The 20,297-nt window shown below is 67.2% G+C and carries 25 protein-coding genes; 18 read left to right on the forward strand and 7 right to left on the reverse strand.

Annotated elements, in window-relative coordinates:
• Positions 1–4 precede the first annotated feature (4 nt).
• Together DU502_RS14300 and DU502_RS14305 are read left to right on the forward strand one after the other, a co-directional pair.
• Positions 5–1,096: an NAD-dependent epimerase/dehydratase family protein gene (locus DU502_RS14300; RefSeq protein WP_121920173.1), complete on the forward strand. Its 1,092-nt coding sequence runs from the start codon at positions 5–7 to the stop codon at positions 1,094–1,096.
• The gene (locus DU502_RS14305; RefSeq protein WP_121920172.1) at positions 1,097–2,566 is read left to right on the forward strand and encodes a glycosyltransferase family 39 protein; all 1,470 of its coding nucleotides are present in this window, start codon (positions 1,097–1,099) and stop codon (positions 2,564–2,566) included.
• A gap of 27 nt (positions 2,567–2,593) precedes the next feature.
• On the opposite strand, the gene DU502_RS14310 is transcribed toward DU502_RS14305, so the two are convergent.
• Together DU502_RS14310 and DU502_RS14315 are read right to left on the reverse strand one after the other, a co-directional pair.
• Positions 2,594–3,400, reverse strand: coding sequence for an ABC transporter permease (locus DU502_RS14310; RefSeq protein ID WP_121920171.1), 807 nt, complete (start codon positions 3,398–3,400; stop codon positions 2,594–2,596).
• Between the two features lie 2 nt (positions 3,401–3,402).
• Positions 3,403–4,401 (reverse strand): extracellular solute-binding protein, encoded by a 999-nt coding sequence (locus DU502_RS14315; protein ID WP_121920170.1) that lies wholly within the window; start codon positions 4,399–4,401, stop codon positions 3,403–3,405.
• 59 nt (positions 4,402–4,460) lie between these two features.
• Here DU502_RS14315 and DU502_RS14320 point away from each other — a divergent pair, with 59 nt between their 5' ends.
• From DU502_RS14320 to DU502_RS14335, 4 genes are all read left to right on the forward strand, one after another.
• Positions 4,461–4,886 (forward strand): Tfx family DNA-binding protein, encoded by a 426-nt coding sequence (locus tag DU502_RS14320; protein WP_121920169.1) that lies wholly within the window; start codon positions 4,461–4,463, stop codon positions 4,884–4,886.
• 23 nt (positions 4,887–4,909) lie between these two features.
• The gene (locus DU502_RS14325; RefSeq protein WP_199722701.1) at positions 4,910–5,506 is read left to right on the forward strand and encodes a nucleotidyltransferase family protein; all 597 of its coding nucleotides are present in this window, start codon (positions 4,910–4,912) and stop codon (positions 5,504–5,506) included.
• A gap of 45 nt (positions 5,507–5,551) precedes the next feature.
• Positions 5,552–6,364, forward strand: coding sequence for a VOC family protein (locus DU502_RS14330; protein ID WP_121920167.1), 813 nt, complete (start codon positions 5,552–5,554; stop codon positions 6,362–6,364).
• A gap of 146 nt (positions 6,365–6,510) precedes the next feature.
• Positions 6,511–7,230 carry a helix-turn-helix domain-containing protein gene (locus DU502_RS14335; protein WP_121920166.1) on the forward strand — a complete coding sequence of 240 codons (720 nt, stop codon included), beginning with the start codon at positions 6,511–6,513 and terminating at the stop codon, positions 7,228–7,230.
• On the opposite strand, the gene DU502_RS14340 is transcribed toward DU502_RS14335, so the two are convergent.
• Positions 7,227–7,583 (reverse strand): hypothetical protein, encoded by a 357-nt coding sequence (locus DU502_RS14340; protein ID WP_121920165.1) that lies wholly within the window; start codon positions 7,581–7,583, stop codon positions 7,227–7,229. The two genes, DU502_RS14335 and DU502_RS14340, sit on opposite strands and share 4 nt — an antisense overlap.
• Before the next feature lie 131 nt (positions 7,584–7,714).
• Between DU502_RS14340 and DU502_RS14345 the strand changes: the two genes are divergently transcribed.
• The 7 genes from DU502_RS14345 to hmgB all read left to right on the forward strand — a co-directional run bounded on the left by DU502_RS14345 (position 7,715) and on the right by hmgB (position 13,825).
• The gene (locus tag DU502_RS14345; protein ID WP_121920164.1) at positions 7,715–8,173 is read left to right on the forward strand and encodes an NYN domain-containing protein; all 459 of its coding nucleotides are present in this window, start codon (positions 7,715–7,717) and stop codon (positions 8,171–8,173) included.
• Positions 8,174–8,203: 30 nt separating this feature from the next.
• Positions 8,204–9,058 (forward strand): TatD family hydrolase, encoded by an 855-nt coding sequence (locus tag DU502_RS14350; RefSeq protein WP_121920163.1) that lies wholly within the window; start codon positions 8,204–8,206, stop codon positions 9,056–9,058.
• A gap of 48 nt (positions 9,059–9,106) precedes the next feature.
• Positions 9,107–9,688 carry a DUF2150 family protein gene (locus tag DU502_RS14355; protein ID WP_121920162.1) on the forward strand — a complete coding sequence of 194 codons (582 nt, stop codon included), beginning with the start codon at positions 9,107–9,109 and terminating at the stop codon, positions 9,686–9,688.
• A 46-nt stretch (positions 9,689–9,734) separates the two neighbouring features.
• Positions 9,735–11,576, forward strand: coding sequence for a BamA/TamA family outer membrane protein (locus DU502_RS14360; protein WP_121920161.1), 1,842 nt, complete (start codon positions 9,735–9,737; stop codon positions 11,574–11,576).
• Positions 11,560–11,988: a type IV pilin N-terminal domain-containing protein gene (locus DU502_RS14365; protein ID WP_158601154.1), complete on the forward strand. Its 429-nt coding sequence runs from the start codon at positions 11,560–11,562 to the stop codon at positions 11,986–11,988. Before DU502_RS14360 ends, DU502_RS14365 begins: the two co-directional genes overlap by 17 nt.
• A gap of 41 nt (positions 11,989–12,029) precedes the next feature.
• Complete coding sequence (locus tag DU502_RS14370) at positions 12,030–12,299, forward strand: hypothetical protein (protein ID WP_121920159.1); 270 nt, start codon at positions 12,030–12,032, stop codon at positions 12,297–12,299.
• Between the two features lie 188 nt (positions 12,300–12,487).
• Positions 12,488–13,825, forward strand: a complete 1,338-nt coding sequence (hmgB, locus tag DU502_RS14375; RefSeq protein ID WP_121920158.1) for a hydroxymethylglutaryl-CoA synthase — start codon at positions 12,488–12,490, stop codon at positions 13,823–13,825.
• Here hmgB and DU502_RS14380 read toward each other — a convergent pair.
• A complete protein-coding gene (locus DU502_RS14380) occupies positions 13,822–14,529 on the reverse strand; it encodes a helix-turn-helix domain-containing protein (protein ID WP_121920157.1) in 708 nt (235 codons plus the stop codon). The two genes, hmgB and DU502_RS14380, sit on opposite strands and share 4 nt — an antisense overlap.
• 128 nt (positions 14,530–14,657) lie before the next feature.
• Here DU502_RS14380 and DU502_RS14385 point away from each other — a divergent pair, with 128 nt between their 5' ends.
• Genes DU502_RS14385 through DU502_RS14400 form a run of 4 tightly spaced genes read left to right on the forward strand, consistent with a single transcriptional unit; the run spans position 14,658 to position 17,878 of the window.
• Complete coding sequence (locus DU502_RS14385) at positions 14,658–15,428, forward strand: 2-keto-4-pentenoate hydratase (protein ID WP_121920156.1); 771 nt, start codon at positions 14,658–14,660, stop codon at positions 15,426–15,428.
• A 41-nt stretch (positions 15,429–15,469) separates the two neighbouring features.
• Positions 15,470–16,087, forward strand: coding sequence for a metal-dependent hydrolase (locus tag DU502_RS14390; protein ID WP_121920155.1), 618 nt, complete (start codon positions 15,470–15,472; stop codon positions 16,085–16,087).
• 40 nt (positions 16,088–16,127) lie between these two features.
• Entirely contained in the window at positions 16,128–17,546 is a 1,419-nt protein-coding gene (locus tag DU502_RS14395) for a DASH family cryptochrome (protein ID WP_121920154.1), read from the forward strand.
• Positions 17,543–17,878: a 2Fe-2S iron-sulfur cluster-binding protein gene (locus DU502_RS14400; RefSeq protein ID WP_121920153.1), complete on the forward strand. Its 336-nt coding sequence runs from the start codon at positions 17,543–17,545 to the stop codon at positions 17,876–17,878. Before DU502_RS14395 ends, DU502_RS14400 begins: the two co-directional genes overlap by 4 nt.
• 4 nt (positions 17,879–17,882) lie before the next feature.
• Here DU502_RS14400 and DU502_RS14405 read toward each other — a convergent pair whose 3' ends face one another.
• Entirely contained in the window at positions 17,883–18,068 is a 186-nt protein-coding gene (locus DU502_RS14405; RefSeq protein ID WP_121920152.1) for a hypothetical protein, read from the reverse strand.
• Positions 18,069–18,133: 65 nt separating this feature from the next.
• Positions 18,134–18,394 carry a hypothetical protein gene (locus DU502_RS14410; protein ID WP_121920587.1) on the reverse strand — a complete coding sequence of 87 codons (261 nt, stop codon included), beginning with the start codon at positions 18,392–18,394 and terminating at the stop codon, positions 18,134–18,136.
• Positions 18,395–18,660: 266 nt separating this feature from the next.
• On the opposite strand from DU502_RS14410, the gene cmk reads away from it, so the two are divergent.
• Positions 18,661–19,350, forward strand: a complete 690-nt coding sequence (gene cmk / locus DU502_RS14415; protein ID WP_121920151.1) for a (d)CMP kinase — start codon at positions 18,661–18,663, stop codon at positions 19,348–19,350.
• Here the strand turns inward: cmk and DU502_RS14420 are convergent.
• Positions 19,347–20,279 carry a DMT family transporter gene (locus DU502_RS14420; RefSeq protein ID WP_121920150.1) on the reverse strand — a complete coding sequence of 311 codons (933 nt, stop codon included), beginning with the start codon at positions 20,277–20,279 and terminating at the stop codon, positions 19,347–19,349. The two genes, cmk and DU502_RS14420, sit on opposite strands and share 4 nt — an antisense overlap.
• Positions 20,280–20,297 lie beyond the last annotated feature (18 nt).

The raw sequence follows: 20,297 nt of genomic DNA on the forward strand, positions 1-20,297 counted from the left end.
CACAATGAGTGAGTCGGATCAAGAGACGTCTCCGGTATCTCACTACGACTCGGTGGTAGTGACGGGCGGAACGGGGTTCCTCGGCCTGCACACGTGTCAGCACTTCGCAGAGCGGGGATATGACGTGACGGCGCTGGATCTGAAACCGTTCGACGCGGCGGACGACACGGCAGGTATCGACTTCGTCGAAGCGGACGTTCGCGACGAAGACGCCGTCGTCGAAGCGTTCGAACGGGCGAACGCCGACGTGGTCGTCCACACGGCGGCAGCCCTGCCCCTCTGGGACGACGCCAAGATTCGCGATGTGACGATCGGCGGGACGCGCTCCGTCCTGTGGGCCGCGAAGGAACTCGACATCGACCGCGTCGTCTACGTCTCCTCGACCGCGGTCTACGGAACCCACGACACGCATCCGATCACCGAGGAGTCGCCGCTGGACGGCGTCGGGCCGTACGGCGAGGCGAAGATCGAGGCCGAAAACGTCTGCAGGGACTTCCGTCGAATGGGAATGTGCGTCCCCATCGTCAGGCCAAAGACGTTCATCGGCCCACAGCGCCTCGGCGTCTTTCAGGTGCTCTTCGACTGGGTGGAAGACGGTGCGAACGTTCCCCTCGTCGGCTGGGGGAACAACCGGTACCAACTCCTCCACGTCAAGGATCTGGTGCGGGCGATCGAACTCCTGTTCAGCCGCGACGAAGGTGAGGTGAACGACACGTTCAACGTCGGTGCGACGGAGTACGAGACGATGAAAGAGGACTTCCAGGCGTTGCTCGACGAAGCGGGAACGGGGAAACGCGTCGTCGGGACCCCCGCGCCGCTGACCGTCCTCGCGCTTCGAGTCCTGAACGAACTCGATCTCTCGCCCCTCTACCCGTGGGTGTACGAGACGGCCCACGAGGACTCCTACGTCTCCGTCGAGAAACTCCGTGGACTCGGCTGGGACCCCGAATACTCGAACGAGGAGGCCCTGATCGACACCTACCACTGGTACCTCGAAAATTACGAGCCGACACAGGAGCAGACGGGCAAGGACCACCGCGTCGCGTGGGACCAGGGTGCGCTCACACTCGTGAAGTACGCTTTCAAGCAGTTCTAGATGGATATCGACCGCAGAGAGGCGACCGTCGTCGGTTCCCTCATCTCGCTCGGTGCGGCGTTGCGAGTCTTCCGGATCGGGACCGAGAGTCTGTGGCTCGACGAAGCCGCGTCGGTCAGCTACGTCACGACGATGAGCGTCCGCGAACTCGTCGTCAGAATCCCGTGGACGGACAACAGCCCACCGCTGTACTACCTGTTGCTCGACGCGTGGACGGAGCTGTTCGGCGTTTCGGAAGCCAGCGTCCGACTGCTGTCCGCCGTCTTCGGAATCCTCTCGATTCCCCTGCTGTACCTCATCGGAAAGCGGCTGTTCGGCGAGCGCGTCGGGCTACTGAGCGCCGGGATACTCGCGCTCTCACCCTTCCAGCTCTGGTACGCACAGGAAGCGCGAGCATACAGTTTGCTGTTGCTCCTCTCGCTGCTGTCCTACTACTACTTCCTCCGGGTGGATGGCGACGGAACCGCAGCCGACACGGTCGGATACGTGGTGTTCTCGGTCTTGCTCGGCTACACGCACGTGTTCGGATTCTTCGTCATTCTCGCGCAGTCGCTCTACGTCCTGCTCAGATACGTCCCCGCAACCGAGGGGCTCGTCGGGGAGGAAGTCGTGGCGTGGATCAAACATCAGTCGCTGATCGGCCTCCTGCTCTCCCCCTACGTGGTCGTGTTGCTGGTTAGAATCGTCGCCGAGCAGGGGGACGTGTGGGTGTCGATGCCCACCCTCAGGAGTATCGTCGCCGCGCCAGTCGTCTACTTCGGGACGACGGGCAGCGTCCGCCGGAGCATCCCGATCAACCTCCTGATACTGGCCGTTCTGGGGGGACTGACGCTGCTGTCGCTGACGCCGCTTCTCCGGCAGTTGCGAGCAGGCGAGTGGCCATCGCCCGACACCGAGAGCGGGTACGCCACGCTCAACGCACTGCTGTGGTTTCTCGTGCCGATCGTCGTGCCGATCGTGCTGTCGGTCCTGCTCACCCCGATATATCTTATCCGGTATACGATTCCCGCGTCGGCGGGCCTGTATCTCCTCGTGGCGAAGGGGATCGAGACGATTCCGCGGCGCAACGTGCGACTGGTCGCGGCCGGACTGATCGTGCTGACGCTCGTCCAGCCACTCCCGATCCTGTACGCCGACGACCAGAAAGAGCAGTGGCGGGAAGCGGCACACGCGATCGAGTCGAACGCCGACGAGGGGGATCTGATCGTGATCAGCGCGACGTACGTGCAGACGCCGTTCGAGTACTACTACGAAGGGAAGCTGGCGGTGGTGCCGGTCGAGGAGGACGTGTCGGCGACGGCCCTCCGGTCGAACACACGGGGTCACGACACCGTCTGGTTGATCACGTCACACGTAAAAGACCACGAGCGGGAGCGACTGAGGGACCTGCTCGACGACGACTACGTCCGCGTGGACGAGATTCAACTGAATCGGATCAGGATACAGAAATTCAGCACTGCGTCGGCATAGCGCGGGCACGAACGGCCGAGCGTGTGGTTACTGCCACGGGTTCGACGCGACGGTGTGGAGGATGGCCAGCGCCAGCACCGAGACGGCGACGAGGACGATGGCGACCGGATACGCGGCGTCGAGGCCGAGCGAGACGAACGACACCCAGATCTGGACGGGCATCGTCCGGGGGTAGTACGCGAGCATCATCGTCGCGCCGAACTCGCCCATCGCGCGAGCGAACGCGAGCGTCACGCCCGCGAGGATGCCCGGCCCGGCCAGCGGGAGCGTGACGCGCCGGACGGTCGTCAGTCGGTCCATCCCGAGGACGCGCGAGGCGTGTTCGAGCGACCGGTCGACGCCCTCGAACGCCGCCTTCGCCGTCACGACGACGAACGGCGACGCGACGAACGTCTGGGCGAGCACCACGCCCGCGAGCGACCGCGTGAGCGGGAGGCCCGCCGCGGCCGCCGCGTCACCGAGGAGCGTGTTCGGTCCGACCACTGTGAGGAGGACGACCCCACCCACCGTCGGCGGCAACACGAGGGGAAGCACCACGGCCGCGAGGACCGCATCCGTCCACCGCGTGTCGGCGCGGGCCAGCCAATACGCGAGCGGCAGGCCGAAGACGGTGCCGACGAGGGTGCTGAGCGTCGCGGAGAGCACGGACGTAGTCACCGCGTTCACGACTGTCGGCTCGGTCAGACTGGCGGCGACCGCACCCGGTGGCGCCGAGAGGAACAGCGACGCCAGCGGCGCGAGATAGTAGCACAACAGCAGGCCGCCGAGGGCGAGCGTGACGGTGAGCCAGTCGAGACGGAGCGAGAGCCGTCGGCGCATCGATTGGGCCGACATCGTCACCGGAGGATCGTCACGTCCGACACCGGTTCACGGAGTGATCTGGCGTCGGCAGTCGTCGCTCGCCGCACCTCGGGCGGCACCTCGCCCCGGTAGCGCGGGAACCCCTCACGGCGCAGGAAGCCCGAGTCGTCCAGATAGTCGCCGGTCGTGTGGACGACGAAGACCGACCGCGCGGCGTCGCTCGGCTTCCGGATCGTCGAACCGTAACTGATGAGGTCGCCACGGATCTCCTGTCCGCTCGGCAGCGTGTAGGAGACGGTCGAATACCGGTCGGCGTGGTCGGGGTTGCTGAGGTCGATCCGGTCGGGGAGGTCGACGTAGTCGTAGCCGCGTTCGACGGCCATGTTTCGGTAGGCGAAGGCGGCGTCGATAGCACCGGTCTCGAACTTGCTGAGCAACGCCGTCTCGGGGTAAATCTGCCGACGGGCCGGAATCGTCTCGTGGAGCGCCGGCGCGTCGTCGTAGTAGCGAGCGGCGAGTTCGAGGGAGAAGAGCGTCCGATACCCCAGCGGATCCTGATCGGGGTCGGTACGGCCGAGTCGGACGGCACCGTCGGTCAGCGGTTCGTACCACTGTTCCGTACCCGCGTCGGCGACACGCCGACCGCCCTCGGTGTCCGGGTTGTACGCGAGGACGACCGCGTTGCTCGTGAAGGTCGCGTACCACGGCGGCGAGAGCGGGTTCTCGAAGAGCGCGGTGTCGGCGACGGTAAGGATGTCGGGATCACGTTTCCCCGCGGCGACCATGCGCGCGACGGTCGCCGAGCCGTGGGCTTCGACCCGGATGGGCACGTCGACGGCGGGAGTGAGCCCCGACTCCAGGGCGTGCTGAAGGCTCCCGGCGGCGAGAATCGCGACCGTCAGGGTCCGGCCGCCACCGTCGCCGGCAGTGCCCGCCCGCGCGCCCCGCCCGACACAGCCCCCCAGTCCCACCGCCCCCAGCGCGCCGACCCTCCGCAAGAACGCGCGACGGGAGTGGGTGGGGTTCTCGTCCATAGAGTCGTGTACTAATGGTTGAGAAAAAAGTTTATCTCAAATGATTTTGTTTTAGTCGCATGGTCTCGGCCGAATCGACGACGCTGACCGACCGACAGGTGGAGGTGCTCGAACTCCGGGAGCAGGGGCTCACCCAGCGTGAAGTCGCCGAGCGACTGGGGAGTACGGGGTCGAACGTGAGTGCCATCGAGCGCGCGGCGGAGCAAAACGTCGAGCAGGCCCGGCGAACGCTGCAGTTGATCCGGACGATCCGCTCGCCCGTCCGCCTGACCGCCGACACCGGCACGACGTTCGACGACCTAGTCGACACCATCTACGACCGGGGCGACGAGGACGGCGTGAAGATCGCCTACTGCCGACCGGAACTCTACGCCCACCTGTTCGGGCAACTCGAACCGTACACGACGCGGAATCGCCTCGACAGGGAGATCGAAATCGGCCTGACCCGCGACGGCGAGGTGAAGGTGTTCGTCCCCGACCAGTAGGCATCATCGACGGACGTGCATCGGTGCGCCGGCGACCAATCGCGACGGCGTCGCTCTCGGGATCGGTGAGCATGAGCGCCGCGGAAGCCGGCGACGGTGACGCCAACAAACTGCTCGCCCGTGCCGACGACGAACGGATCGTCACCCGAAGCGTCCGGATGTACCTCGACGCGGTGGTCGACCCCGTCGTCATCGTGGTCGGTCACGAGGCGAACCGGGTTCGAGCCGCGCTCCCCGAGGCGGTCCGCGTCGTCCACAACCCCGACTACGCCGACGGGCAGGCGTCGTCGGTCCGGATCGGCATCGGTGCCCTCCCGGACGACGTGGACGCCGCGGTCGTCGGCCTCGGCGACATGCCGTTCGTACGACCCGAAACCGTCACCCTGCTCGCTCGCGCCTTCCACGCGGGCGCTGGAGACCCACTCGCGGCCGCGTTCGACGGCCGACGCGGCAACCCGGTCTGTTTCGGACGGCAGTGGTTCGACGCCCTCCGCGACGTGCGCGGGGATACGGGCGGGCGGGAACTCCCCCTGACGGCGCCCGACGCCGCGCTGGTCGAGACGGCCGACCCCGGCGTCCGCCGGGATATCGACCAGCCGTCCGACCTGCCGTCGGAGTGACCAACCCCCGGCAGAGCGAAGTGATCCCCTCGCGTACACGCACTCATGACCGGACACGTCGGCCGCGTTGCCCTGCGAGTGACCGATCTCGACCGGACGGTCGCTTTCTACGAGGACGTGATCGGGTTGGAGACGCTCTCCCGTGACGGCGACCGGGCCGTCCTCGGGGTCGACGAACCGCTGCTGATCCTCCAGAGATCGGACCGCCCGGCCCGCGGTCCGGACGAGACCGGCCTCTTCCACACCGCGTTTCGAGTCCCGTCGCGCGCCGCCCTCGGCGACGCCCTCGCCCGGATCGAAGCGGCGTGGCGCCTCGACGGGGCCTCGGATCACCACGTCAGCGAGGCGCTCTACCTGCGCGACCCGGAGGACAACGGCATCGAGGTGTACTGCGACCGACCGCAGACGGAGTGGCCCACGACCGACGACGGCCGGGTCGAGATGGACACCCTGCCGCTGGCGCTCGATCCGCTCCGCGACGCCGCGGCGGGTGACGACCGGGCACCGTCCGGCACGACCGTCGGCCACGTCCACCTCGAGGTGTCGGATCTCGACGCGGCGCGGTCGTTCTACGCCGACGATCTCGGCCTGAACGTCCGGGCGTCGATGTCCGGAGCGCTCTTTCTCGCGTTCGGCGACTACCACCACCACGTCGGCGCGAACGTCTGGAACGATCGGTCGACGCCGCCCGACGGCAGAGGACTGGCGTGGGTGGAACTCGTCACCAACGACGCGGACGCGATCCGCTCGCGCATCGATACGGTGACGGCCCGCGAGGAGGGATTCGAGGTGGTAGACCCCGACGGCATCACGATCCGGGTGCGCCGACCGGCGTCTCACCCGCCTTCCGGCCGGTGAGTCGTGTTCGGCGTGGCATTCGAGTAACGCCCGCAGCGCGCCAGTCGGTTTAGCATTGGCCAAATTCAGAATACGGAACCGTAGCAACTGTGGTCAAAATTGCTTAGTATATGCTAACCATAACTGCCGACAGAGCGACGCCACGCATGAAGGAAATCGAGTTCGCGATCCGCTACGAGCCGGGCGCCGACAAGCTGATGGACGTGTTCCACGAGAATCCGAGCCTCTCGTGTCGGTCGTCGGCCTGTTACTCGAACGAGACGGCGATGTGGCGGATCGACCACGTCCGCGGCTCCGAGGCGGCCGTTGAGGCGTTCGCGGAGGTGTTTCTCGACGAGGATCGTTGCAACGAGTGTCTCGACCGGCCGACCTGTGACTCCAGTCGGGAGTACCACGTCCTCGACCGGACGCCGGAATCTCGGACCATCTACACGTACCGGCGCGAGGTCCACCGCTGTCACTCGCTGCCCTACTTCGTGCTGGATCACGTCGGTGACGGCGTCGTCTTCGAATCCAGACGGACGCAGGGAGAGTACCGCTGGAAGATTCTCTACCCCGGCAACGAACCGGTCGGCGAACTGTTCGACACCATCGACCGCATCCTCCGGCAGGGCCTCTCGCTGGAACTCTCGCATCTCCGCCAGTCGGGGAACTGGAACGCCGACACCCGCACGGCCTTTCAGCTCTCACACGAGCAGTGGGATATTCTGAGCCACGCCGTCGAGGAAGGCTACTACGCCCGCCCGCGCGAAGTGACGGTGGCGGAACTGGGCGAGCAACTCGGGCTGCCGCGGTCGACGGTCCAGTATCGCCTCCGCTCCGCAGAGGACCTGATCGTCACGGAGTTCGTCCGCAACACGCTCTAGCCGATCAACAGCCGGAGGTTGTACGCGGTGGTGAACGCCCCGACGATAGCGAGCATCGCCGGCGGCCCGTAGTAGAGCGCGGAGTCGGCGTCGCGGGCGCCGTGGAGGCTGATCGCCAGACAGACGAAGAAGGCGAGCAGTTTCAGCCCGACCAGTCCCGACAGCCCGAACGCCTCGATGGCCATTCGGAGCAAGACGTTGCCCTCAGCCACCGCGTCGTCGTATCCGACGAGCGCGAGGGTGGTCACGATGTCGCCGACGCCGTATGTGGCCGCGGAGACGAACCAGAGCCAGGAGAACTCGGCCGGATCGAACGGCGTCTCCTCCAGAGAGACGGGGACGGCAGATTCCATACCCGATCATCGTTACGTCGGCTAATAACGTCGACTCCCAAATTATCACGAACGAAAAGAGGGACGGGCGACACGGCGCCGTCGGGAGCGAGAACCGGGACGTATATCCCCACGAGCGGGGTAGGGCGGCTATGGACCTGTTCGGACGGGGGGACGACGGCGAGGCGGACGGGGAGCCACGGGTCGCGCTGTTCGTCGACGGGCCGAACGTCCTTCGGAGCGAGTTCGACGTAGACCTCGACGACGTGCGTGAGGCCGCGGCGGCGGTCGGGGTGCCGGCCGCAACCCGCCTCTACGTCGACGAACACGCCACGCCCGAACTCATTCAGGCCGCCGAAGCCCGCGGATTCGAGGTGATCGTCACCAGCGGCGACGTGGACGTGAAACTCGCGGTCGACCTCACCCGCTTCGCCGTCGAGGGTCGCGCGGACGTGATCGCTATCGCCTCCCGCGACACCGACTTCAAACCCGCCATCGAGGCGGCCAACGCCTGCGGCCTCCGGACGCTCGCCATCGCCCCCGGCGAACACGGCCGGTCCGATGCGCTGCGCAACGCCGCGGCGGAGAGCGTCACGCTCGACGACGCCTGATTTTTAACGTCCGCGCTCCGATCCACACCCGTGACCGACCCCGATCTCGACACGCCAGTCCTCGACGATCACCTCCACCTCGACCCGGACGCCGGCCGGGGGCTGGAGGCCGTGCGTGACTTCCGTCGCCTCGGCGGGACGCACCTGCTGGTCGTCAACAAACCGTCGTGGCATCTCGGCGTCGAGGCCGAGACTGGCGAGGACTTCCGGGCCGTCTTCGACCGGACGCTCGACGTCGTCACGGACGCCGACGACCTGCTTCCCGGTCGAGCGTGGCCCGTCCTCGGCGTCCATCCCGGCCTGATCTCGCGGCTCGTGGACGACCGTGGGTTCGCGCCCGACGAGGCCCGCGACCTGATGCAGGCCGGCCTCGACGTGGCCGCCGAGTACGTCCGCGAGGGACGCGCGCTCGCGCTCAAGACCGGCCGTCCCCACTACGACACCCCCGACGCGGTGTGGGACGCCTCGAACACGGTCCTCCGTCACGGGTTGGCGCTCGGCGCCGACGCCGACTGCGCGGTCCAACTGCACACCGAGGCCAGCGAGGACCTCACCGATATCGCCGGGTGGGCCGAGGAACGTGGGCTCTCCTCCCACCGCGTCGTCAAACACTACGCGGGGCCGACGCTCGCCGGGCCGACACCCAGTGTGATGTGTCGCAAAGAGTGGCTCCGCGAGGCGGCCGAGCGCGGCGACCCCTTCCTCATGGAGACGGACTTCGTCGACGACCCGGACCGGCCGGGGGCGGTGATGGGGCCGAAGACCGTTCCCCGGCGCGTCCGCATGTTGCTGGACGAGGGGTACGACGATGCCGTCCGGCGGGCACACGTCGAGACGCCCGCGCAGGTGTACGGAATCGATACCGAGGCGACGCTGACGGGGTGACGGGGTACATAGGAAAGGTCTTTGAGTCCACAAGCGTTCGAACGAGGTATGACCGACGTGGAGGACACGTTCTACACGGAAGACCGCTGGCAAAACTGGATCGGCCGCGTAGCCGAGGAGGATCTCGACCCCGAGAACGAGGATTCGGCGCGCCTCCTGCTCAACCTGCAGGACGACGCCGCCATCGCCGTCGCGAAGATCGTCAACGCGTACGAGGACGGCCGCCTCGACGAGGAGGAAGCCATCGACGAGTTGACCGACGTGCGCGACATCGTCCTCGACGACGTGGAACTGGAGGACGAGGAAAAGCGGATGCTCGTCGACGGCGTCCAGACCAGCCTCGTCTGTGTCTTCTACGCCGCCGAGGAGTACATCGCCGCCGGCCCGGCCGAGGACGGCACCATCGAGGAGTACGTCCACGCCGCGGCCGACGCCGAGGCCAACGAGGATCTCGACGCCGCACTCGGCTACCTCGTGCAGGCCGGGACGCGCATCATCGACGGCGACGAACTCGACATCGCGCTGGTCGAGGATCTGGAGTACGGGCTGGTGTCGGAGTGGGTCAACGGACTGGACAGCCTCCAGAGCGCGATGAGCGACCCCGAAGTGGTCGAAGAAGACGACGAGTGATAATTGGGCCGGCACCCTTTTGCGTGTCCCCCGGAAACACCGGGCGATGAGCTTCCGGGGCGACCGTCGTGCCGTCACCGTCCAGGTCGGAGCGATCCTCCTTTTCGGGATACTCGTTCTCCTCCTCGCCACCTATCAGGCGACGATCGTCCCCCAGCAGAACGAACAGGTCGAGTTCAACCACAACGTCGAGGTCCAGCAGGACCTGCTCACCCTCCGGGGCGAACTCCTCGAAGCCGCCGACGGCGAGCAGTTCCGCGCGGTCACCATCAAACTCGGCACCACGTATCCCGAGCGCGCCCTGTTCGTGAATCCGCCGCCGGCGTCGGGGACGATAGGGACGGCCGACGCCGGGGGGATGGGCGTGCACAACGTCCGCGCCACCAACGAGGAGACGCGCGACTACCTGAACGGGAGCCAGGAATACGGAACCAACCACGTCAGCTACCGGCCGTCCTACAGCGTCTACCAGAACGCCCCGGCGACGACGTATCAGAGCGGCGTCCTCGTCAACGGCTTCGACTCGGGGCGGGCCGTCGCCATCAGCGAGCAATCGATCGTTCGCGGCAACGAGATTCGGCTCGTCGCCGTCGCGGGCAACCTCTCGCGGTCGCAAGTGCGAGCCATGGACGTCCAGCCCCGGTCGCTGAGTACCGTCCACCAGTCCACGACGGTCCGTGACAACGGGAGCGGGATCGAGATCACCGTCCCGACGACGCTCTCGGAAGACGCGTGGGAGTCACTCCTCCGCGACGAACTCGATCCGGCCGGCGATCCGAACAACGACCGGTACGTGACGGGCGTGACGGACGTGGCGGGGACCGACGCCGTTCGCATCACGCTCGAAGCCGGACGCACCTACCGGCTCCGAACGGCGCTGGTGGGGGTCGGGATGGGTGGCGAGACGCCACAGCCGGCGTACGTGACCAACGTGACCGAGCGGAACACGTCGCTGGCGGCGGGGACGCCGCTCGTCGTCGAGGTGCGCGACCGCTACAACAACCCCGTCGATCCGACGACGTATCCGACCGACGTGACCGTGAACGTCACCGAGGGGCGGGATCTGGTCGCGCAGAACCGGACGACCGTCAGAGCGGACGGTCGGGCACAGGTCACCTACACCGGCGGTGAGGGGACCGTCACGCTCGCCGTCGAGCGGTTGAGCGGCCCCGAGTCCGAGGTGAGCTTCAATGTGACCGAGCGGACAACGAGCGACAGCGACGACAGTAACGACACGACGCCGAACCTCCGGGTTAGAGTCGACGATCTGACTAACACCGACACCGGGGCGCCACATTACATCGTCTCCTACGACGCCTCGAACGCGAACGGCCAGTTCGACCGCGTCGAAGTGAAGTTCATGTCCGACAGCGGCGGTAGCGGCACGGAGATCGGGCAGTCGGAGCGGGGGAGCGTGGAGTTCCAGACGACCTACGGTGGGAACACCGACTACTACATCACGCTCCGCGCGTACTACGAGGACGGGAACGGGGGAACGACCGTCGAGCGGATCCGAACGGTCATCGACGAGGCGGACGCGCGGAACCCCAGCGACAACGAGGATTTGAGCGAATCCGGCAGCCCGTCGCTCGCCTCGTGGTCTATCGAGGACAGAACCAACAACAACGTGAGATACCGCTTCCAGTACGACGTCGACACCCGGGGGAACTTCCGGAACGTGTACCTCGGCGTAATCAGCCGCGACGGCAACGGTGGAAAGACCGTCGAGAATACGACGCAGTCGGGGCGGACGTGGCAGGGGTCGACCTACGGCGTCAACGCCGAGTACAAGGTGACGATTCTCGTCACCGACGCCGACGGCGTCGTGGTCGAGGAGAAGATGCGAATCGACCGGGCCGACGGGGATGCCAATGGCGATCCGCCCTGATTCCGACCGCGGCCAGTCGGAAGTCGTCAGCGAGGTGCTGGCGGTGGCGCTAGTCGTCATCATCGTGACGGTCACCGGAACGTATCTCCTCCAAGACGTGACGACGCCGGACGAGGAGACGCGTGCCCAGATGACGCTCTCCGTGACCGACGACCGGATCGAACTGACCCACGCGGGCGGCGAGGCCGTCCCGGAAGACGCGCTGAACGTGGTGGTGCGGGTGAACGGGACCGAACAGCCGGGAATTACGTGGGAAAGTGGAAGCGTCGACGGCGACGGCGACGCGACGTTCGACCCCGGGGAACGCTGGATTCGCGTCGGCCTGTCGCTCTCGGGCGACGCTAGGGTACGTGTCCTGCTTGCCGACACCCACACAGGAACCGTACTGCTCGACCGAACGGTGACGCCGTGAGGGCACAAACTACTCACGGCCGGCAGCCGAAACCGCGAGAGATGAGCGTCGTCTCCCGACTCGCCGCCCTCGCCGGCGCGCTTCTCCTCGCCGTCAGCGCGCTCGCGGCCCTGTGGGGTGTCGGCCTCGTCGGCTGGATGCTCTGGGCCGGCCCGACCGCCACCCGGGTCATGGCCACGATGGTCGCGTTCGGCCTCTCCATCGGGTGTGGGCTGACCGGTGTCGTCCTTCGGAAGCACGCCGCGGGCACGCTCCTACCGAGCGACGTTGATCTCTCCGTCGGGTTCCGGGGCGGGCAGGGAGGACTGTGAGCGAGGGCGCAAGGAGCGAGTGAGGGCGCAGGGAACGAGCCCACGTGAAGCGACCGAGGCTTCGAACCGAGCGGGGGAGAAACGCCCGCGAGACGAGTGGAGTGAGCCACGGAGCGACGAGATGCCCTTCGACGTTCGACGTAGCTAGCATCGACAAACCCATATGCTGGCTCGAAGAACACGGGGGTATGACCGCCGTCGGCATCGACGCAATCGAAATCTGGACGGGGAAGCTCAAACTCAACTTGGCCGAGACGTTCGCACCGGCCAAGGACGAGTCCCCGGAGAAGTACACGAAGGGCCTCGGACTCGAGGTTTCGTCGTTCCCCGACACGTACGAAGACATCGTCACGATGGGGGCGAACGCCGCCAAGCGGTTGATGGACCGCAAGGGTCTAGCACCCGACGACATCGGTCGCATCGACGTGGCGACCGAGAGCGCCTTCGACAACTCCAAACCCGTCTCCACCTACATCGCCGGGTGTCTGGAAGAGGTGTACGACGGCGACTTCCACCACGCGAACAAGGGCGAGCGGAAGTTCGCCTGCGTCGCCGGGACCCAGAGCATCGACGACGCGTACAACTGGATCAAGGCGGGGCGCAATCGCGGCCGCGCGGCGCTGGTGATCGCCACCGACACCGCGCTCTACGCCCGCGGTGACCCCGGCGAGGCCACACAGGGTGCGGGCGCCGTCGCCATGCTCATCTCGGAGGACCCGAGCGTGGTCGAACTGTCGACCGAGCAGGGCTACGGCAGCGCCGACGAGACGGACTTCCTCAAACCCAACCAGCAGTTCCCGAGCGTCGACGGCAAGCGCTCGGTGCAGGTGTATCTCGCGCGGATGCGCGAGGCGCTGACGGACTTCGAGAGCGTCGCCGGCCGCATCCACCCCGACGACTACGCCTACTTCCCGTTCCACACCCCGTTCCCGGGGATGGTGCGGAAGGCCGCCCTCCTCGGGTTCCGGCACATGACCCGCGATACGGAAATCGAGGACGGACTCGCGGACGAACTCGGCCGCCAGCCCCGCGAGGAGGAGTACGAAGACTGGGACGCGTACGAGGACGCGATCCGGGAGTACATGGACGCGCTGAAAGAGACGGAGACGTACAACGACTGGTACGCGCGGGCCATCGACCCGACGCTCACCCTCTCCCGGCGGGTCGGCAACTGGTACACCGGCTCCGTCCACGTCGCGCGGGCGAGCGCGCTCAAGACCGCCGCCGAGACGGGGCGGGCGCTCTCGGGCGAGAAACTGCTCGTCGGCTCCTACGGCTCCGGCGCGCAAGCCGAAATCCACTCCGAAACGGTCGCCGACGGCTGGCGCGACGAGGTCGACGCGTTCGACATCGACGAGCAACTCTCACGGCGCTACGACCTGAGCTTCGAGGAGTACGGCCGCGTCCACGACGCCCACAACCACGAGAAAGAGCGGGAGTTAGAGGAGTTCACCGTCCCGAGCGGCGAGTTCGTCTTCACCGGCTGGGGCCGGATGAACGAACGCAAGTACGAATACGTCGACTAGGGGAGTTCCCGCAGTTTCGCGAGCGCCTCGTCCAGATCACAGGTCGACACGGCGAGCGCGAAGCCGTCGATTTTCGCCAGCGCTGTCGCGTGTTCCCACAGGTCCTCGGGTTCGAGACCGTGGAGGACGACGGCGTTGGGTGTCGGATTCACCACCCGGAGCGCGACCAGCGGCGACTCCCCGCGGGTCACGTCGGTGAAGACGAGCGCGCGGTTCGTGCTCTGGCCGTAGAGGCGATAGAACTCCTCGCTCGGGAGGCGTTTGATCGCCTCGATGCTGTTGATGACCGTGTGGCCGCTGACGTGATCCCGATCACCGGGGACCACCTCGGTCGCGTCCATGGCCTCGTAGAACCGTTCCAGCGGGATCGACGTGGGATACTCACGGAGGTCGTGGACGATGTCGCTCTCGAAGCCCGCGGAGATGACGCGCGCGTACTGGCGGATACGACCGCCGCCACGGGACTCGTCGATGTCGAGCAACGCCCGGACGATCCGGCTGACGACACCGATCCCGGGGCTCTCACGCCGACCGCTCTCGTAGTCCGAGATGACCGAGGAGGAGACGTCCAGCCGCTCGGCGAGTTCGGTCTGTGAGATATCGAAGTCGGTCCGCCACTTCCGGAGGGTCGCGCCGGGGTTGGAGCTGAGCGTTATTTCGCCAGCGATGCGCCTGGCGAGGTCGTCGCGGGGATCGTCGCTCATTGGCCACCCCACCGGCCCTGTGACCACACCATACCGAATGAGGCGAGCGGTGAGCGCAAAAGGCTACCGACTCGGGGGACGGACGAGGGAGAGGTGGCCTTTAGGCGACCCGCGCCCAGAGAGAGCCCATGACCCGGACCATCGACGACGCGACGGCCGACCGACTCGGGGCGCGACTGGCCGACGCCGCGCGTGACGGCACGGCACTCGACCCGTCGACCCTCCCCGACCTCACCGTCGCGGACGGCTACGCGATTCAGCGAGCACTGCTCGACCGCCGCACGGCCGACCCCGTCGGCTACAAAGTGGGGTTCACCTCACCCGCGATTCAGGACGAGTTGGGCGTCGACGCGCCCGCCTACGGCCGCGTCCTCGCCGACACCGTCCGGTCGGAAGGACGGCTCGACGCCGCCGCCCTGATCGACCCGAAACTCGAACCGGAGCTCGCGCTCCGTCTGGGCGAACCGCTCGACCCGCCGGTGACACCTGCTGACGTACTCGCCGCGGCGGATGCCGTCGTCCCCGTGATCGAAGTGGTCGACTCGCGGATCGAGGGGTGGGAGCTGACCGCTGGGAGCGCCGTCGCCGACAACGCCCTCGCCGCAGGCGTGGTCCACGGCGACCGGATCGGCGACCCCGCCGACCGCGACCTGTCGCTCGAAGGCGTCGTCGTGCGCCGGAACGGCGAGCGCGTCGCGACGGGCGTCGGCGCCGACGTACTCGGCTCGCCCGCGCGGGTGGTGTCGTGGCTGGCCGACGCGCTCGCCGACCGTGACGAACGGCTGAGCCCCGGCGATCTGATCTCGACCGGATCGCTCACCGAACTGATCCCCTTCGACCCGGGCGACACCGTCGAGGTGCGCTTTGCCTCGCTCGGCTCGGTGACTGTTTCGCGCTAACGGGCGACAACCTCAAGCCAGTCACGGGCCGACGGTCACCCATGCCCTCGACGGTCGTCCACCTCGCCGTCGGCGCCGTCGTCGCCGCCGCACTCCTGGGCGACGAGTTCGACCGCCGCTCGGTGGCCGTCGTCCTCGCCGCGACGGCGATACCGGATATCGACACCTTCGCCGGCCTCTACCTGCAGGGCGCCCACCGAGCCCTGTTGCACACGCTCGTCCTGCCCGCCGTCGCCGGCGCGGTTCTCACGTACGACACCCGAGTTCGCACGGCCTCGCGCCTCCACGCGCGCTGGGGGCCACGCGGCGTCCGTGTGGCGTGGGTCGCGCTCGCGGCGCTCCTCCTCGGTGGCATCCTCCCCGACCTGATGACCAACGGCGTCAACGCCTTCTACCCGCTCTACGACCGCTTCCTGACCGTCGACGGCGAACTCCTGCTATCCAATCAGCGGGGCGTCGTCCAGACGTTCGTCGACCTCTCGGCCGATCCCGAGCGGACGACCCAGAACACCCACTACTGGACGGGAGTCGATCCGTCGCCGGGAGCGGAACCGGAAAACGTCGAGCGCATCTTCCCCGTCGTCCGCTCGGGCTTCCAGTTGCTCGTGGTCGTCCTCGGGGCGTTCACACTGGGGGCGCGGTTCTGGGAGGAGCGATAGCGAGGGTGCGTTCATGTGAGTCCAACCATTACCCCTCGCGATGGTCACCACGACGCTCCTGTGGCTCCGCCGTGATCTCCGCCTCCACGACAATCCGGCGCTGGTCGCGGCCGCCGACGCCGACCGCCTCCTCCCAGTCTACGTCTTCGACGAGGATCACTACGGCACCGCCGACTTCGGCGGCACCGACTCGTTCACCTACGAGAAGACCGGGGGTCGGCGAACGCAGTTCCGGATCGACGCCATCGCGGACCTTCGCTCGCGCCTGCGCGACCGGGGGAGCGACCTCGTCGTCCGCGTCGGCGACCCCGAAACGGTCCTGTCGACCCTCGCGGACCGCGTCGATGCCGACGCCGTCCACGTCCACACGCGCCCGACGCCAGAGGAGCGAGCGGTCGAGCGGGCGGTGGAGCGGGTCGTCGACGCCGATCTCGTCCGCCACTGGAGCCACACGCTGTACCACCCGGACGACCTCCCGAACGACGTGTCGACCATCGACGACACGTACACGCCGTTCCGGAAGGCGGTGGAGTCGGGGGCGAGGGTTCGCACGCCGGCGTCGGTGCCGACGCTGCCGGATCGACCGGCGGCCGCCGTCGACGCGGGCGTGATTCCCGACGCCACCGACCTCGGCGTCGAGGCCGATCCGATAGACGACCGCGCCGTGCTGGCGTTCGAAGGTGGCGAGACGGAGGGGCTGGCCCGCCTCGACGAGTATCTCTGGGCGACCGACTCCCTCCGGGAGTACAAGGAGACCCGGAACGGGTTGCTCGGGCGGGACTACTCCTCGAAGTTCTCGCCGTGGCTGAACGAGGGATGTCTGTCGCCGCGGCGGGTGAGCGCTGCGGTGGACGCGTACGAGGACGAACGCGTCGCCAACGACTCGACGTACTGGCTCCGATTCGAACTCCTGTGGCGCGATTTCTTCCAGTTCCAGTTCGCCAAGCACGGCGGGACGTTCTTCACGCCGGGCGGCATCCGCCGTCGCGACATCGCGTGGCGCGAGGACGACGCGGCGTTCGACCGCTGGACACGCGGCGAGACGGGGATTCCGTTCGTCGACGCAAACATGCGCGAACTGGCGGCGACGGGCTACCTGTCGAACCGCGGCCGGCAGAACGCCGCCTCGTTTCTGGCGAACGACCTCCGCGTCGACTGGCGGTGGGGTGCGGCCTACTTCGAGACGCGGCTGCTCGATTACGATCCGGCGTCGAACTACGGTAACTGGGCGTACGTCGCTGGCGTGGGCAACGACTCTCGGAACCGCTCGTTCGACGTACTGTGGCAGGCGCATCGGTACGATCCGGACGCCGAGTACGTCCGTCGGTGGGTATCCGAACTCGACCGCCTGCCGCCGGACCGGGCCCACGAACCGTGGACTCTCCCCGACGACGAACGGGCGGCGCTCGACTATCCGGCGCCGATGGTCGACCCCGAGACGCAGTACGGTGAGGGATGAGCGAGCCCGACCGCTGCGACGTGGTCTACGTCCGCATTGACGACGGCGACGGCGATCACCTGTTGACCGCACCCGTAGGGTCGAGACTCCGGGACGTGCTCCGCGACGCTGGTCACTCGCCGCACACCCGTCTCACCGCGCGGGCGAACTGCGGCGGGCGGGGGCTGTGTGGCACCTGTGGCGTCCGGCTCGACGAGAGTCCGGCTCCGGACCACTGGCACGACGCCCTCGCGGATCGCTGGGGGTATCCGCGGCTCTCCTGTCAGGTGACGCTTCGCGAGGACGTGCGGGTGCGCCTCCCAGCAAAGATGATCTGGGGGCGGCGGGAGTAAGGACTCAGACCGGCCGGCCGTCGACGTCGGTGCCGACGAGGTAGGTGCCGAGAGTCAGGAGCGCTGCCGCGGCGACGGCGACCAGGTCGACGGTTCGTGTCGTCCCGGGGAACACGGTCGGGAGGAACGCCGCGGTTCCCACGATCATCAGGACGATACCGATCAGGCCACGCTGCTTGAGGCCGAGCATACGACACCGCTCGTGCCCCAGTCACATAATTGATTAGCTTTTGCGCCGGCGGCTGGGGTGCCGACTCACCGCCGGTACTCGTGGCCGACGACGAGGGCGACGACGTTCGCGAGGAGGAGGCTGGCGAACACCGTGGTCTGCTGGCCCTGGAGGCCGCCGACGAGGAGGGGCAGGTAGAGGAACGGCAAGGCCACGGCGGCCCAGAACGCCAAGAATCGAAGGGGGGCGACGACGACAGCGAGACTCAGGCGGACGAGCCGGGAGTCGGTGAGTTCCTCTGGGCGGGGCAAGCGGTCGATCGGAGCGGTGGGGGACGAGTTCGACATCGGGGACACCTCGACTGATAGGTGTCTCCCCGAGACCATATACCCCGCCGAGCGTTCCCGTCGTTTCGGGGTATTTCACGCGCGTCGCGTGTGGTACGCAGTCCTTCACGAACACTTCTAATCGGTCGTAACCTTTCATTGCGTTCTCTCATTCTTTTATTCTGGATAGAACGAGAGAATACAGTGCGAGCGATTTAGGGGGTCATTAGCGACTTCGAACCGGTGTTCTCTTAACGCCGGTGACGCGTAGGACACGACGAACGTTCATGTCGAATGCGAGCGCCACCACAGAGCGGCAAGTCGACAGCAATCTGTTCATTACCGTCTCCGGACCACCGGGATGTGGTGCGACGACGCTCACCGAGGGACTCGCGGATGCACTGAACTGCGGGTACGTCATCGGCGGCGAAATCTTCCGCGATCTCGCCGAGGAGCGCGATATGTCGCTGCAGCAGCTCATCGCCAAGGCCGAAGAGGACGACACCATCGACCGGGCGCTCGATCAGCGGCTCCGCCGGATCGCCGAGCAGTGGGGGGCGGCGAACAAGGCGTTCATCCTCGAATCGCGGCTCGCCGGGTGGCTCGCGGGTAACCGTGCCGACCTGCGCATCTGGCTCGACGCACCGGAGGAGGTCCGCATCGAACGGCTCAGCGACTACGAAGTGAGCTACGAGATCGAGCGACCCGACGAACGTGCCTCGGAGGAGATCGACCTCAAACACCTCGACGAGGAGGACGAAATCGGGCCGCTCCTCCGCGTCCGCGAGGTGAGCGAGGCCGGCCGCTACGAGAGTTACTACGGCATCGACGTGGATGACCAGTCCTTCTACGACCTCTCGATCAACACCGCCCGGTGGGACGCCGACACCGTCCTCGACATGGTACTCACGGCTATCGAAGGCTACGACCCGGAGACGGACGAAGGCGCCTTCACCACCCGCGACGTGACGATTTAATCCTCGCCGACGAGTGCGCGGCGGAGTCGTGGCAGTTCACCCCGTATCGCTCGCCGCTTGACCAGCAGGAATCCGAAGAAGATCAACGCGAAGCCGGCCGCGGTGGCGACCGAGAGCCCTTCGTCGAGGAAGAGCCACCCGGAAAGCGCCGCGAATATCGGAGCGACGTAGGAGACGAGGTTGATCTCGACGGCCCCCAGTCGATCCAGCAGGTCGAAGTAGATGAGGAAGCCGAGGGCGCTGGCGGCCAGCGAAAGGTACGCGAGCGCGAGCATTCCCTCGACGGTGACGGTCACGCCTGCGAGCGACTCACCGAGGCCGAGCGAGACGGCGTGCATGAGGAGCGCACCGCCGAGCATCGACCACGCTTCCAGCGTCTCGATCGGTAACTGGGCCTCGATCCGCCGAGTCAGGACGGAGCCGAGCGCGAACGAAGTCGCGGCACCGAACACGAGGAGTTTCGCGACGACACCGCCCGTCAGGAGCGCACCCGGTTCGGGCCGGGCGAGAACGATCACCCCCAGCAACCCGAAGCCGAGGCCGACGATGCCGACAGCGGTCAGGCGTTCGTCGGGGAGGAACGCGCGGGCGAAACCAGTCGTCAGGACGGGGCTGAGACTGACGATGACGGCGGCGGCCGCGCTGGTGACGGCCGGGTCGGATTCGCCAATAAAGAGAAAGACGTGGTAGCCGGCGATCAGGAGCGTCGACCCGACGGCGACGAGCGCCCACTGGCCGCGGCCACGCGGGATCGGATCTTCGACGACCCACGCGGCGTACGCGAGCATGAGGACGCCGGCCACGTCGTAGCGGATCGCCGCGAACAGGACCGGCGGGAAGTAGTCGAGGCCGGCCTTGATCGCCATGAACGCCGAGCCCCAGATGGCCGCGAGAGTGAGAAAGAGCGCGAGATTGCGGTAGCGGGACACGGCGGTTATCGACCCGAC

Source organism: Haloplanus aerogenes (genome assembly GCF_003856835.1).
Classification (GTDB): domain Archaea; phylum Halobacteriota; class Halobacteria; order Halobacteriales; family Haloferacaceae; genus Haloplanus; species Haloplanus aerogenes.